This window comes from Streptomyces sp. NPDC088794 (assembly GCF_044750545.1).
In the GTDB taxonomy this organism is placed as follows: Bacteria; Actinomycetota; Actinomycetes; order Streptomycetales; family Streptomycetaceae; genus Streptomyces.
The window spans coordinates 87,382-101,236 of sequence record NZ_JBIVKB010000014.1 but is presented as its reverse complement, the minus strand read 5'-3'; the positions used below and the strand labels follow the sequence as shown (position 1 = coordinate 101,236).

Genomic DNA, 13,855 nt, shown 5'->3' with positions numbered 1-13,855 from the left:
GACCGGGGACCCGGAGTGAGGTCCCTGATCGGGGTCCCGGATTCCCCCGGGGTGCACGGGCCGAGGCCGTCAGTTCCCGCGTACCAGCCGGGCGGTGATGGTCTTCGGGCGCTGGTACTCGGGCAGGGCGAGGGTGCTCAGGTCCGTGCCGTGGCCCGAGGCGCCCCGGCCGCCGTGCGGGAGTTCGGCGGTCTGGACGAGGTGGCAGTTGAGCCAGGCCTCCCCCGCGTTCAGCCGGCCGGCGAGATCGAGTCCTGTGGTGAGGTCGCGGGTCCACACGCTCGCCGCCAGCGCCTGGAGCACGCCGTTGGCGAGGGTGATCGCCGCGTCCACGTTCTCCGCCGACTGCACGGTGAGCAGCGGGCCGAAGACCTCTTCGACCACCGCCGGGTCGTCGTCGGGGAGGTCGGCCAGGATCCGGGTGGGGCGCCAGAAGCCGTTCTCCTCGCCGGGCCCGGTGGCGAGGTCGGCCGCCAGGTTCCGCCCGGCGGCGGAGGACTTGACGATGCCGTCGTAACGGGCCAGCTGGTCCGGGTTGTTGAGCGGACCGAAGTCCCGGCCCGCGAGGCAGTTCCGGGCCGCGGCGCCGAGCCGCTCCACCGTCTCCTCGTAGTTCTCGCGCAGGGTGATGACCCGGGCGGGGGCGGCGCAGCTCTGCCCGGCGTTGTAGGTGCAGGCGCGGGCGAGCTGGTCCCAGGTGTCGTCGGGGGCGTCGGGCAGGACGAGCGCGGGGGCGTTGCCGCCGAGTTCGAGACTGACCCGGCGCCCGGCGGCCCGGGCGGCCACATCGGCGCCGGCCGCCGCGCTGCCGGTGAACGCGACCATGTCGACGTGGGCCTCCACCAGCAGCCGGCCGGTCTGCCGGTCGCCGGGAAGGGTGGTGAGGACGCCGGGGCCGAGCGCTTCGGCGGCGTGCTCGGCGAGCAGGGCGAGGGTGTCGGGGGTCGTCTCGGCGGGCTTGGCGACCACGGTGTTGCCGGCGGCCAGGGCCGGCGCGCACCGCCAAGTGGCCATCATCAGCGGGTAGTTCCAGGGCACGACGACGGCCACGACCCCGAGCGGTTCCCAGCGCACCCAGCTCTCGTGGCCGTCGACCAGGCGTCCGGCGGCCGGTACGGACTGGGCGCGGACGGCGGAGGCGTAGAACCGGAAGAGGTCGGCGACCTGTGCCACCTCGCCCGTCGTCTCGCTCGCGGGCTTGCCGGTGCCGGCGGCCTCACGGGCCACGTACTGGTCGGCGTGCTCCTCCACCAGTGCGGCCAGCCGCTCCAGTCGGCGGGACCGTTCCCTGGGGGTGAGGCCGCGCCAGGCGGGCAGCGCGGCGCGGGCGGTCTCGACGGCGGAACGCACCTCGCTCTCGCGGGCGACGGGGGCGGTGCCGCGGTCCCGGCCGGTGCGGGGGTCGATGAGGGTGGTGTTCACAGTGCGGTTGCCTCCATCGTGCGGTTCACAAGACACCGGCGGATTCGACCGGTTGGATCGCATCGGCCTTCACAAGGCCTGTTCGTATTGACTCGGTTCACAGCGTCCGTATTGACCCTGTTCACAGGCTCACAGTGCCCGTGTTGACCGGGTCACAGCGCGCCCGTGTTGACCCGGTTCACAGGTCGTACGCCCGCAGCCACAGTTCCAGCGTGAGCACCAGCCACAGCTTCCCGCCCTGTCGGGGCAGCAGCGTGCCCTCGCCGCGCAACCAGGTCCGTACGGTCTCGGGCCGGAACAGCCCCCGTTGCCGCGCGGCCCGGCCGAGCAGCAGATCACCGCCCAACTCCCGCAGCGGCCCGGTCAACCACTGCTGCACCGGAACCCGCATCCCGCTCTTGGGCCGGTCCACGACAGTCGCGGGCAGCAGATCACGCACGGCTTCCTTCAGGACCCATTTCTCGCTCGTGCCCCGGAGTTTGAGCGTGGGCGGGGTCGCGAAGGCGTGGTCGATCACCCGGCGGTCGAAAAGCGGGGCGCGGCCCTGGAGCCCTTGGGAGGCGGTGAGCCGTTCGACCTTGGTGAGGATGTGGTGGGCGCCCTTGGTCCGCAGGTTGCAGTGCAGGAGTTGGTTGAGCAGGTGGCTCATCCGGTCCGGGCCGGTGAGGTAGGGCTCGACGAAGCGTTGCGGGGCCGGCGCGGACTCCAGGGCGGACAGCGCGTCGGCGGTCAACAGGTCCGGGAGATCGGTCCAGCACTTGCGGTAGGACCGCAGATAGGCGGTGGCCCGGTCCTCGTACCAGGGCGAACCGAGCGCGCCCGGCGCCCCCGCATGCATCTCCTGGACCAGCATCGGGAGGTTCTTCGGTCCGCCGAACACCGGGTCGCCGCCCTCCCCGTTGAGCACGGTCCGCAGCCCGTCGCCCGCGACCGCCTCGGCGAGCAGCAGGTTCGGCACGGTGAGCGGGTCGCCGACCGGACTGTCGAGCAGGGCGGCCGCGTCGGCGAGGCGCGCGGCGACCTCCGTACCGGAGACCGTCAACACCCGGTGCCGGGTGTGGCAGTGCGCGGCGACGAGGCCCGAGTAGCCGAGTTCGTTGGGGAGTTCGTCGCCGAAGCTGATGGAGTACGTGTGCACGGGGTGGCCGTGCAGTTTCGCGGCGAGCGCGGTGACGAGCGAGCTGTCGATACCGCCGGACAGCAGGACACCCACCGCCTCGGCCTCGGGCAGCCGCCGCGCGGTGGCCTCTTCTAGGAGCGCGCGCAGGGTGAGGACATAGTCGCCGGTTCCGTCGAACTCCCCCTCCCCGAACCGCTCTTGCGGCTCCCAGTGGACCGTCTCCGTCACCGTCCCGTCGGCCGCCAGCCGCAGAACCCGGCCGGGCAGCACCTCGCGCACGCCCTCCAACAGCGTCTCGTCGCCCGGCAGATAGGCGAAGGTGAGGAAGGAACGCACGGCGGACAGGTTCATACGGGTGCCCAGCGCGGGCCAACGGCGCAGTGCGCGCAGGGAGGTCGATGCCACCCAGGCGTCGGCGGCACGGGCGTAGAAGAGGGTGCGGGCGCCGACGTGGTCTCGGATCAGCACGAGGTCACGGCCGTCGAGGACGGCCAGGGCGAACATGCCTTCGGCGAGCGAGACGCCTTCCGCGCCGAGCCGCGCCCAGCAGCGCAGCAACAGCTCGCCGTCACCGGTGTCCTGGGGGACGGGCGCGCCGTCGGCAGCCAGGGCGGCCAGCAGGTCGGCGCGGTTGTGCAGGGTGACCTCTCCGACGGCCCGCATCCCGTACGCCTCGAACGGCCCCTGGGCATGGCCGGGTTCGTCCCGTACGAGGGCGAGACCGGGCGCGACCGCGACGGCGCCCATGGCGGCGAGGTGCGTGTCGGCTGCACCGGGCCGACCGTCAGCGGCACCGGCACCGGGACCGGGACCGGGACGAGTGTCGACGGGTGCGGTGTCCGACGCGAGGCTGACGCAGAAGCGCGTCATCGGAGAGTCCTTTCCTGTTGCCGCGTACGCGAACAGCCGCGTACGCACGCCTTCTTGTCCACCGGTCGAAAGGTTCGGTCACCCGAAGTCGTCGTCGCTCCAGCCACCCCCGTCGTCACCCCAGTCCCCGCCGTCCCAGTCACCGTCACCGCCACTGCCGCCGTCCCCTCCCCCGCCGCCGTCGCCTCCGGAGGACGCGCTCTGTGCCTGCTGGCGCAGTTCCTCTTCCTCCTCCGGCGAGAGGGTGAGCGGCGGCAACTGCGAGGCGGTGATGGCGAGTCCGGCCACACCGAGGCCGACGAGGATCGCGCCCATCCGGCCGCCGAACGACGTCCGGTTGATCATGAGGGTCTCGCCGCGCCCCCAGAGCGTGCGGCCGTACCCGATGTCGCGCCCATAGGTGACCGTGCCGTCGGCGAGGGTCCGCTTGACGATCTTGTCGCCCAGCAGTTCGTCCGTGCCGGTGTTCTCGCGGTCGTCCTGCCAGAGCACCTGGCCGGCCGGGCCGCGCCGACGCCATTCCTGCCGGCCGTCCTCGTAGGTGCGGTGGACGCTGCCGTCGGCGAGCAGTTCGTCCGTGTAGCCGATTTCGCGTGGGCGGATCATCGTCGTAGGTCCTCGGGTCTGCGGCGGAAGGGCATACGGTCCTCGGGGCGGCGGCGGATCATGCGTCGGGCCAGGTCATGAACCCGGCGGTGCGCAGACCGCGCAGCTCGCCCCAGACGGAGTGACGGGCCGGCCGGGGCCCCCGGGTGAGGCGCAGCACGGCACGCAGGAGCTTGGCCGGCGGCACCGCGGCGACCTCGGCGAACCGACCCGCGGCCAGCCAGTCGACCTCCGCGGGCCGCAGCCCGGGCGGCAGCGGTCCGAGCGGCGGCACCGGGCGGGGCCTGCGCCCGGCCACCAGGCGGAGCGTCTGGGCGTGCCGGGGGACGAGTCCCAGCGAGACAACCCGGACGGGCAGCCCCGCAAGTCCCTCGGACACCCGGGCAGGTACCCCATCGAGCCTCTCGGGCACGCCGGTAGGCTCCGCACCGGGTTCCTCCCGCACCGGGGCGATCTCCGCACTCGGCCCGTCGCCCACCGGAGCAAGTCCCGGCCCGCTCCTCTCGCGCAGCCGGACGGTCACCGGCCCCAACCCCTCGCGCACCCGCCCCGGCAGCGCGATTCCGGCAGGGCTCGCGTCGTGCAGGACGTGCACGGTCGCGCCCTCGGCCCGTTCCAGGGCGGTGACCAGCCGGGGGTCGAGCGGCAGATCGTCCTCGGCGCTCAGGACGGGACAGGCCGCCTCCAGGTGCACGTGGTTGGCCAGCAGCATGTGAGCGATGGCACGGTCCTGGCAGACGAGCAGCCGGGGCAGCGCGTAGTCGTAGAGGTCGAGTTCTCGGGCCGGGCCGCCGATCGTCGGGACGGCTGTGGCCTGCGCGTCGGCGGGAGCCGGCAGCAGGCCCGGCAACCCCGCGGCCCACTCCGCGCCGCGCAGCACCTCGGTGAACCGGGACAGCCGCAGCGGCGGGGCCGGGTTGTGCGGGATGCGGCGCACCGGCGCGGGTGTCGGGCGCAGGGCGCGGCAGGTCTCGTAGTACAGCTGGCGTTCGGTGAAGCGGAGGTTCCCGGGGACGGCGGCGCGCTGCGCGGCGATGGTGATCGCCCGCTCCAGCAGCAGCCGGCCGACCGGGTTCATGGTCGTCGGCATGTCAGTTCCCGTCCCTCACCGGTGGTTTCGAAGGCGGCGGCCAGCTCATGAAGCCGACCTCGGCGGCCCGGCGCCGCTCCGTGTCCGGTGTGCTCCGGACCTCGCTCACGGCTCGCTCGACCGCCGACTCCAGCAGCGCGGGCGGCACCGCGGCGACCGGGCTGAGCCAGCCCTGGGTCAGCCACTCGGCCTCCTTGGGAGCGCGCCGCCTCAATTGCCGCAGCCAGTCCGGCTGTTGCTCCGGTTCCCCGAGCACACCGGCCGGTGGATCCTCGTAGAGCCGCACGGACTTGCGGTTGTCGACAACCGACCGGACCGGCAGTCCCGCGTCCACCACCACCCGCCAGGCCTCGCTCGCGCGGGCGTCGGCGACCAGTTGAAGGCCGCGCGCGCTCGCGTCGTGGAGCACCACCAGGGGCCCGGTGCCGGAGAGTTGGGAGAGTCCGGCGGCGAGTGTCAGGTTCAGGCGTCGCGGAAATCCGTTGGCCGCCAGGAAGACGCGGACGGCCTGGTCCGGGCAGAGCACCTCGACGGGCTCCGACTGCCGGTCGCCGCCCTTGCGCAGGCCGGCCCGCTCGCGTGGCTCCTGATCGCGTGCCTCCTGATACTTCTGGTCGTCCACGATCCCTGACGGCAGCTCTCCGTATGTGTGCACCCACCGCGCGCAGACCATCGTCCTGAAGTCCGACAGCGAGGGAGCCAGATACCAACCGGCCCGGCGTTCAGGCCGGTACGGCTCCCCCTTCGCCACCGCATGTACGAGGGCGGCCACACCCACGCACCCCCACCACAGGAGCCAGGCGTAGGGCACGTCCTGTATGAGGATGCCGAGCACCACGAGCCCGACGCCGAGGATCCAGCCCACCGTGCGCCCGACCCACCGCGGTCGTCCGCTCCTCGGGACCGTGGTCCAGGAGTTGTTCACGGTCCTGGCGGAGTACCAGAGTTGGGTGACGGTGACCTGTCGGCGGCCCCCGTCGGTGACCTTGTCGGCGATACGCCGGATGCGCGTGTCGTTCATTCTCTGGCCGTACACCTTGGGGTCGACGGCGTACCGGCGCCCGCAGCGCGAACACACGTTGCCCGTACGTTCTTTGGCCAGCAATGAAGCCTGACAGTTGGGGCAGATCATCTCCCCGCCTCCGGCCAGGTCAGGAAGCCGACGGCGGCGGCGCGTCGCCGCACCGGATCGTCCGTCGCGTGCGCCCGCTCCACGGCCCGCGAGACGACGGCCAGCAGCTTGGCCGGCGGCACCCCGACGAGCGGGAAACCCCACCCCTTGCGCAGCCACTTCAGCTGCGCGGGGCTGAACTCCCGCTTCGCGGCGAGCTGTTCCATGACCCACGCCTCCGGCGCCTCGCCCCGCACGGGCACCGCGCGAGTGAGCCCTTGGACGGCTCCCAGGGGCAGACCGATGTCGACGACCCGGCCGGCCGGCAGCGCGGAACGGATCTGGTGGGTGAGCAACAGGCCCTGGGCGTCGGCGTCATGGAGTACCAGCAGCGTCCGATCGGGTGCGGCGGGCAGCGAGTACGGCTCGGCCACGAGCGTGACGCCGTACCGCGCGGTCAGGCCCGCCGCGTCGAGGAAGGCGGCGACGGAACGGTCGGGGCAGACCAGGACGATCCCGTCGGACGGGCCGACAGCGGCACCGACCTGCGGTGTGGTCGCCGGATGGGTGCGGTCGTCGACCATTCCGTCCGGCAGCGCCCCGTAGACGCTCTGCCACTCCGCCATCGGACCGGTGCGGAAGGCCTCCCGGGCGAGCCGCGGTCGTCCCCGGCCCACGCCCGCCACCGCGGCGACCACGAGACCGAGCGCCGCGAGCAGCGAGAGACCGCCGACGACGGCGAAGCCCCCGGTGTCCGAGCTGAGCCCGATGATCCCGAGGAAGAACCCGACGACGGCCAACGCGACGATGCAGCCCGTCTCGACCCGGGTGCTGCGCAGCGTCTTGCGGGACAGGGCGTACCACAACTGTCCCGGCGTGCAGGGCACTTGGCCTTCCTGGCCGAGCTTGAGGACGATCCGGCGGACCCGGAGGTCGTTGAGTTTCAGCGGGTTGGTCTTGGGGTCCAGGGCGTACCTGCGCCCGCACTTGCCGCAGACGTTGCCGGGACGTTCCTTGCGCAGCAGGGACTGCTCGCAGTGCGGACAGATCACCGGCGTCCCTCCAGTCCCTGCGCGAGCCGGCGCAGCCGGGCCGCCAGCCGTTCGCGCGCGGTGGTGACACCCGGCCCGCGCACGTGCTGGGCCCGCTCGATGTCCCGCAGGGCGGCGGCGAGTCGGAGGTAGTCGGTGGCGGCGAGGGTGCTGGTGCGCGCGCCCGCCGAGCCGAGATCCTCGTACGCCGTACCGAGGTCGTCGTACGCCGATCCGCCGGCCCTGCGTTCCGCCTCGGGCGCGGTGATCGCGTAGTCCTCGTGGTCGATGCCGTAGCCGGTGTTCGCGGCCAGGATGGTCAGCGGGGCCGGGCCCCGGTTGGCGAAGGAGTGCGGCATCATCTCCGGGATGCGGATCAACTCGCCCGGCACGAGCGGGACTTCGGTGACGCGACCGCGCTCGTTGTCGTACAGCCCGCAGGCCGCGTAGCCGAGGCTGAGGACGAAGTGTTCGCCGCCGTGCGCGTGCGGGGTGAAGGCGCTGCGCGGGCCGACGATGCCGAGTTTGACGGTGGCGTTGGAGGGCCGCTCGGGCGAGGTGGCGGCATCCCCGACCAGATAGTGGGCGAACTGTCCGTCGTCGATGAACCGCAGCAGGTCCCGCTCGGGCCCCAGTTCCCGGGCGCCGTCCCGATCGGCGAGGACGACGGAGCCGTCGGCGCTCAGCCGGTACAGCCGGACCCCCCGCGGCAGCCCGGACCCCTCTTCACCTGCACTGCCGAACAAACGCGCCTCCCCCAAGAGCCGTTCATATACGCGTTCGCATGGTAAGCCGAAGGTCAAGAACAGCACATGTAATCGAGGAATCATCACGCCCCGGCTCCTGTTGTGCCTGAGTAACAGGTCCTGTGTCCTGTGCAGGCCCCGAATCCGAGGAGACCGAGCGTGTACGGCGACTCAGCGACAGTCCGCAAGATCCTCACCGAACTCGGCGACACCTGGGCGGTCGTGGGCCTGTCGTCGAACCAGCAGCGTGCGGCCTACGGTGTCGCGGCCGTCCTGCAGCGCTTCGGGAAGCGGATCGTGCCGGTGCACCCGAAGGCGGAGACGGTGCACGGGGAGAAGGGGTACGCCTCGCTGGCGGAGATCCCCTTCGAGGTCGACGTCGTGGACGTGTTCGTCAACAGCGATCTCGCCGGGGCCGTCGCCGAGGAGGCCGTCGCCATCGGCGCGAAGGGCGTCTGGTTCCAGCTCGGCGTGATCGACGAGGGCGCCTTCGACCGCACCCGCGCGGCCGGCCTGGAGATGGTCATGGACCGGTGCCCCGCGATCGAAATCCCGCGCCTGCGTTAGGCGCGGTCCACGATCCCCCCTCACCCTGGTCAAGTTTGCGCCAGGGGCCTTCTGCGCGCCCTTTTCTGATTCCTAACATGCAACCTCTCAGGCACTGAAAGTTTATATACATTTCATGAGAGGGCGCTGAGAAAATGGTAAGCGTCGAACACGCCCCCGCGGCGGAGACAAGAGGCCCGAGCGGCCTGCGGAGGGACGTCGGACTCATCGGCCTGATGTGGGCCTCCGTCGGTTCCATCATCGGTTCGGGATGGCTGTACGGCGCCGAGAAGGCGGTCGTGGCAGCCGGACCCGCGGCGATCATCTCGTGGGTGATCGGCGCGATCGCGATCGTGCTGCTGGCCCTGGTGCACGCCGAACTCGGCGGCATGTTCCCGGTCGCGGGCGGCACTGCACGCTATCCGCACTACGCCTTCGGCGGTCTGGCCGGCATGTCCTTCGGCTGGTTCTCCTGGCTGCAGGCCGCGACCGTCGCCCCGATCGAGGTCGAGGCGATGATCGGCTACGCCGGTCACTGGCACTGGGCCCAGGGTCTCCAGCACACCGACGGCACGCTGACCCCGAGCGGCCTGGCCACGGCCGTCGTCCTGATGGCCGTGTTCGTCGCCGTCAACTTCTTCGGCGTCCGCGCCCTCGCGCACACCAACAGCGCCGCCACCTGGTGGAAGATCGCCGTCCCGCTGGGCGCCATCTTCATCATCGCGGTCGGCAACTTCCATCCGGGCAACTTCACTTCGGAGAGCTTCGCCCCGTTCGGCGCCAAGGGCGTGCTCAGCGCCATCAGCGGCAGCGGCATCATCTTCGCGCTGCTCGGCTTCGAGCAGGCGATCCAACTGGCGGGCGAGAGCCGCAATCCGAAGCGGGATCTGCCGCGGGCGACGCTCGGCTCGGTCGCCATCGGCGCGGTCATCTACCTGTTGCTCCAGGTCGTGTTCATCGCCGCGCTGCCGCACAGCACGTTCGCGCACGGTTGGGCGCACCTCAAGTACGAAGGGATCAGCGGCCCTTGGGCCGGTCTCGCGACCCTGGTGGGCCTCGGCTGGCTGAGCGTGGTGCTCTACCTCGACGCGGTGATCTCCCCCGGCGGCACCGGCCTGATCTACACCACCGCCACCTCCCGGGTCTCCTTCGGCCTGGCCAAGAACGGCTACGCGCCCAAGCTCTTCGCGCGCACCGACGCCCGGGGCGTGCCGTGGTTCGGCCTGATCGTCTCGTTCGTGACCGGCGTGGTCTGCTTCCTGCCGTTCCCGAGCTGGCAGGAGCTGGTCGGCTTCATCACCTCGGCGAGCGTGCTGATGTACGCGGGCGCGCCCCTGGCGTACGGCGTCTTCGCCGACCGGCTGCCGCAGCACGACCGTCCCTACCGGCTGCCGGCCGGCAAGGTGCTCTCGCCGCTGTCGTTCGTGGTGGCCAACCTCATCATCTACTGGGCCGGTTGGGACACCCTGTGGCGGCTGGGCATCGCGATCGTCCTCGGTTACGTCCTGCTCGGCGGCTACGCCTGGTACGCGACCTCGACCGGCCAACCGGACGCGCCCCGGCTGGACTTCAAGGCCGCCCAGTGGCTGCCGGTCTATCTGCTGGGCATGGGCGTGATCTCCTGGCAGGGCGGCTTCGGCGGCGCCGGCCGCATCGCCCTGTGGTGGGACATGCTGCTCATCGCCGCCTTCTCGGTCGGCATCTACTACTGGGCACGGGCGACCGCGTCCCCGGCCGCGGAGATCGAGCGGAGCATCGAGGAGGTCGTCGTGACGGACGCGCCCGCGCACTGACGGACGGCGATGCCCGTCGGCCGCGGTGAACCCTGCCGCGTCTGACGGGCCACCGTCATAATGCTCGGGTGACTTTCGCCTCCCCCCACGCCGAGTTCCCCCACACCGGCTCCGACTCCGCCCACACCGAGCCTCCGTCCGCGCAGCGCTTCCCGGTGGTGATCGTGGGCGCCGGACCCGCCGGCCTCACCATCGGCAACATCCTGCGCGCCGCCTCCGTCGACTGCCTGGTCCTGGAGGTGGAGACCCGCGAGTTCATAGAACGCCGGCCCCGGGCCGGTGTGATCGAGGAGTGGGCGGTGCGGGGCCTGGAGCAACGGGGCCTCGCGGACAACCTGTTGGCGCGGGCGCAGCTGCACACCGAGTGCGAGTTCCGGTTCGAGTCCCGGCGCCACCGGTTCTCGTACCAAGAGCTGACGGGGCATCACCATTTCGTCTACCCGCAGCCGTTGCTCGTGACGGACCTCGTGCGCGAGTACGCGGACGTGCGCGGCGGGGCGATCCGGTTCGACGTGCGGGACGTACAGCTGCACGACATGGACTCGGACCGCCCCTCGGTGTCGTACACCGACCCGGAGACCGGTCAACGGCACGTCGTGCACTGCGACTTCGTCGCCGGCTGCGACGGGGCACGCGGGGTGACGCGGACCGTCCTGCCGGAGCGGGCCCGCATCGCGCGGCACGACTACGGCATCGGCTGGCTGGCGCTGCTCGCCGAGGCGCCGCCCTCCTCGGACTGCGTGGTGTTCGGCATCCATCCGCGCGGGTTCGCCGGGCACATGGCACGCAGCCCCGAGATCACCCGCTACTACCTGGAGTGTCCGCCCGGCGACGACCCGGAGAACTGGTCGCACGACAGGGTCTGGAGCGAGTTGCAGGAGCGACTCGGTGCCGGCGACCGGCCGCCCCTGACGGAGGGGCGGCTGATCGAGAAGCGTGTCCTCGACATGCACAACTACGTGGTCGAACCGATGGTGTTCGGCCGGCTCTTCCTCGCCGGGGACGCGGCCCACCTCACGGCCCCTATCGCGGCCAAGGGCATGAACCTCGCCCTGCACGACGCCTTCCTGCTCGGCGACGGACTGGTCGCCTACCTCACCAAGGGCGAGGCGGCCGGACTGCACGGCTACTCGGACACGTGTCTGCAACGGGTATGGGACTACCAGGAGTTCTCGCTGTGGCTGTCGGACATCTACCACGGCACGTCCTCCGGCGACCCGTTCCGCGCCGGCACCACACTCGCCCGGCTGCGCCGCCTGTTCACCTCGCCCGCGGCGGCCGGCGCGTTCGCGGAGCAGTACCTCGGCGCGGACTCGGCGACCTGACAGGGCACTGAGGGACACCCCGGTCGGACGTGCTGCCGGGACACCTCGGTCACACGCACTGCCAGGACACCCTGGTCAGACCGCCACTCCCAGCCCCTCCAGGACCACGGCGCCGGGCAGTTCGGCGAACGCCTTGCCCGGCACGAGGAGTTTGCCGCGCCGCCGGCCGCTGCCGACGAGGACGTAGGGCAGGTCGACGACGGCCGAGTCCACCAACAGGGGCCAGCTCTCCGGCAGTCCGATCGGGGTGATGCCGCCGTACTCCATGCCGGTCTCTCCCGTCGCCGTGTCCATCGACGCGAACGAGGCCTTGCGGGCGCCGAGTTGGCGGCGGACCGTGCCGTTCACGTCGACCCGGGTGGTGGACAGGGCGACACAGGCCGCGAGGGTGGTCTCGCCGCCCCTCTTGCCGGCGACGACCACGCAGTTGGCCGACTGCTCGAGCAGTTCCCGGCCGTAGTGCTCCACGAAGACCGCGGTGTCGGCCCATTGGGGGTCCGTCTCGACGTACAGGATCTGCTCGGCGGGGACGCTGCCGCGCCACCGGCGTACGGCGTCGGCGACCGGGCCGATCAGGTCGTCGAGGGCGTCGGGGGCGGGGGTGGCGTGGTCGAAGCGTCCGATGGGTGCGTCCATGGCGGCACGCTAACAAACCCCTCGGGGCCTCAGGGACGCACGCCGGGAACCGAGACGCACATGATCATCTCGACCGGCGCCTGCCCCTCGTTGCCGTACGTGTGCGGGCTGTTGGCCTCGAAGGAGACGCTCGAACCGGCCGGGACGGGGTACTTCTCGCCGTCGACGGTGAGGGTCAGCTCGCCCGCCGTGACGTGCACCAGCTCGACCGTGCCGGCGGGGTGCGGGTCGGAGGGGCTGTGGTCGCCGGGCATGAGGCGCCAGTCCCACATCTCCAGCGGGCCGGGGGCCTCCGTGCCGGCGAGGAGGCGGTTGAAGCTGCCGGCGTCGGTGTGCCAGAGCCGCACCGCCTGGTCGGCGGGGACGATCCGGACCCGAGGGCCCTGCTCGTAGTCGAGCAGCGTGGTGATGCTGATGCCCAACGCGTCCCCGATCTTCACGACCGTGCCGATGCTGGGGTTGGTGCGGGCCTGCTCGATCTGGATGAGCATGCCGCGGCTGACTCCGGCCCGGGCGGCGAGCGCGTCGAGGGTGAAGCCGCGTTCGTTGCGCCAGCGCTTGACGTTGCGCGCCAGGGACTGGTTCAGCAGGTCGAGGTCCGCCACTATACGTCCAATATTCTGAATGACAGAGTTCAATGCAGTGAACTACGGTGTGGTGCACCGGATCGTTCACCGAACTGTACTGCGAGGCGACCGTGACAGCATTCTTCGCCCTGGCCACCAGCCTCCTGTGGGGCATGGCCGACTTCGGCGGCGGCCTGCTCACCCGGCGTCTCTCGGCGCTGACGGTGGTCGTGGTCTCACAGGTGATCGCGGCGGCCGTGCTCGGCGCGGTCGTGGTGGCGACGGGCGGCTGGAGCGAGGCGGGACCGCGCCTCTGGTTCGCGGTCGCGGCCGGGCTGGCGGGGCCGGTCGCGATGATCTCCTTCTACAAGGCGCTCGCACTGGGCCCGATGGGCGTCGTCTCGCCGCTCGCGACCCTGAGCGTGGCCGTCCCGGTCGGCGTCGGCCTGATCCTCGGCGAACGTCCCGGCCTGACGCAGTTCGCGGGGATCGCGGTGGCCGTTACCGGAGTCGTCCTCGCCGGCGGCCCCCAACTGCGCGGCGCACCGGTCCAGCGCCAGGCGATCGTGCTCACCCTCGTCGCGGCCCTCGGCTTCGGCGCGGTCTTCGCCCTGATCGCGGAGGCCTCGACGACCGTCACCGGTCTCTTCCTCGCCCTCTTCGTGCAGCGCCTGACGAACGTGGCCGCGGGCGGCATCGCCCTGTACGTCTCCGTCCGACGCGGCGCCGAGGCCCTCCCGCCGACCGGATTCCCCTGGGCCTCCCTGCCGATGCTCGCCTTCGTCGGCCTCGCGGACGTGGCGGCGAACGGCACGTACTCGATCGCCGCCCAGCACGGCCCGATCACCGTGGCCGCGGTCCTGGCCTCGCTCTACCCGGTGGTGACGTCCCTGGCCGCCCGCGGCTTCCTCCACGAACGCCTCCGCACGGTCCAGGCGGCGGGCGCGGGCCTGGCCCTCCTCGGCACGTTGCTGCTGGCCGCAGGGTGAACGA

Annotated in this window: 13 protein-coding genes; 4 read left to right on the top strand and 9 right to left on the bottom strand. The window is 71.8% G+C overall.

Translation table 11 applies throughout. From position 1 onward, the window contains the following. Positions 1-69 precede the first annotated feature (69 nt). The 7 genes from ACIP6U_RS33640 to ACIP6U_RS33610 all read right to left on the bottom strand — a co-directional run bounded on the left by ACIP6U_RS33640 (position 70) and on the right by ACIP6U_RS33610 (position 7,996). A complete protein-coding gene (locus ACIP6U_RS33640) occupies positions 70-1,422 on the bottom strand; it encodes an aldehyde dehydrogenase family protein (RefSeq protein WP_401725833.1) in 1,353 nt (450 codons plus the stop codon). Positions 1,423-1,600: 178 nt separating this feature from the next. Next, a complete protein-coding gene (locus ACIP6U_RS33635) occupies positions 1,601-3,412 on the bottom strand; it encodes an asparagine synthetase B family protein (protein WP_401725831.1) in 1,812 nt (603 codons plus the stop codon). A gap of 78 nt (positions 3,413-3,490) precedes the next feature. Continuing rightward, positions 3,491-4,018, bottom strand: a complete 528-nt coding sequence (locus ACIP6U_RS33630; protein WP_401725829.1) for a hypothetical protein — start codon at positions 4,016-4,018, stop codon at positions 3,491-3,493. Positions 4,019-4,076: 58 nt separating this feature from the next. Then, positions 4,077-5,108 carry a hypothetical protein gene (locus ACIP6U_RS33625; RefSeq protein WP_401725827.1) on the bottom strand — a complete coding sequence of 344 codons (1,032 nt, stop codon included), beginning with the start codon at positions 5,106-5,108 and terminating at the stop codon, positions 4,077-4,079. A gap of 1 nt (position 5,109) precedes the next feature. Then, positions 5,110-6,129, bottom strand: a complete 1,020-nt coding sequence (locus ACIP6U_RS33620) for a hypothetical protein (RefSeq protein WP_401725825.1) — start codon at positions 6,127-6,129, stop codon at positions 5,110-5,112. 107 nt (positions 6,130-6,236) lie between these two features. Continuing rightward, positions 6,237-7,271 (bottom strand): hypothetical protein, encoded by a 1,035-nt coding sequence (locus tag ACIP6U_RS33615; RefSeq protein WP_401725823.1) that lies wholly within the window; start codon positions 7,269-7,271, stop codon positions 6,237-6,239. Beyond that, the gene (locus ACIP6U_RS33610) at positions 7,268-7,996 is read right to left on the bottom strand and encodes a cupin domain-containing protein (RefSeq protein ID WP_401725821.1); all 729 of its coding nucleotides are present in this window, start codon (positions 7,994-7,996) and stop codon (positions 7,268-7,270) included. Before ACIP6U_RS33610 ends, ACIP6U_RS33615 begins: the two co-directional genes overlap by 4 nt. Positions 7,997-8,155: 159 nt before the next feature. On the opposite strand from ACIP6U_RS33610, the gene ACIP6U_RS33605 reads away from it, so the two are divergent. The 3 genes from ACIP6U_RS33605 to ACIP6U_RS33595 all read left to right on the top strand — a co-directional run bounded on the left by ACIP6U_RS33605 (position 8,156) and on the right by ACIP6U_RS33595 (position 11,660). Next, entirely contained in the window at positions 8,156-8,563 is a 408-nt protein-coding gene (locus ACIP6U_RS33605) for a CoA-binding protein (protein WP_401725820.1), read from the top strand. A gap of 134 nt (positions 8,564-8,697) precedes the next feature. After that, a complete protein-coding gene (locus ACIP6U_RS33600) occupies positions 8,698-10,335 on the top strand; it encodes an APC family permease (protein WP_401725818.1) in 1,638 nt (545 codons plus the stop codon). 155 nt (positions 10,336-10,490) lie between these two features. After that, positions 10,491-11,660, top strand: coding sequence for a 4-hydroxybenzoate 3-monooxygenase (locus ACIP6U_RS33595; RefSeq protein ID WP_401726180.1), 1,170 nt, complete (start codon positions 10,491-10,493; stop codon positions 11,658-11,660). Positions 11,661-11,735: 75 nt separating this feature from the next. Here ACIP6U_RS33595 and ACIP6U_RS33590 read toward each other — a convergent pair whose 3' ends face one another. Beyond that, complete coding sequence (locus ACIP6U_RS33590; RefSeq protein WP_401725816.1) at positions 11,736-12,296, bottom strand: YbaK/EbsC family protein; 561 nt, start codon at positions 12,294-12,296, stop codon at positions 11,736-11,738. A 29-nt stretch (positions 12,297-12,325) separates the two neighbouring features. Further along, positions 12,326-12,901 carry a helix-turn-helix domain-containing protein gene (locus ACIP6U_RS33585; protein ID WP_401725815.1) on the bottom strand — a complete coding sequence of 192 codons (576 nt, stop codon included), beginning with the start codon at positions 12,899-12,901 and terminating at the stop codon, positions 12,326-12,328. A gap of 92 nt (positions 12,902-12,993) precedes the next feature. On the opposite strand from ACIP6U_RS33585, the gene ACIP6U_RS33580 reads away from it, so the two are divergent. Continuing rightward, a complete protein-coding gene (locus ACIP6U_RS33580; RefSeq protein ID WP_401725814.1) occupies positions 12,994-13,851 on the top strand; it encodes an EamA family transporter in 858 nt (285 codons plus the stop codon). Positions 13,852-13,855: the final 4 nt, after the last annotated feature.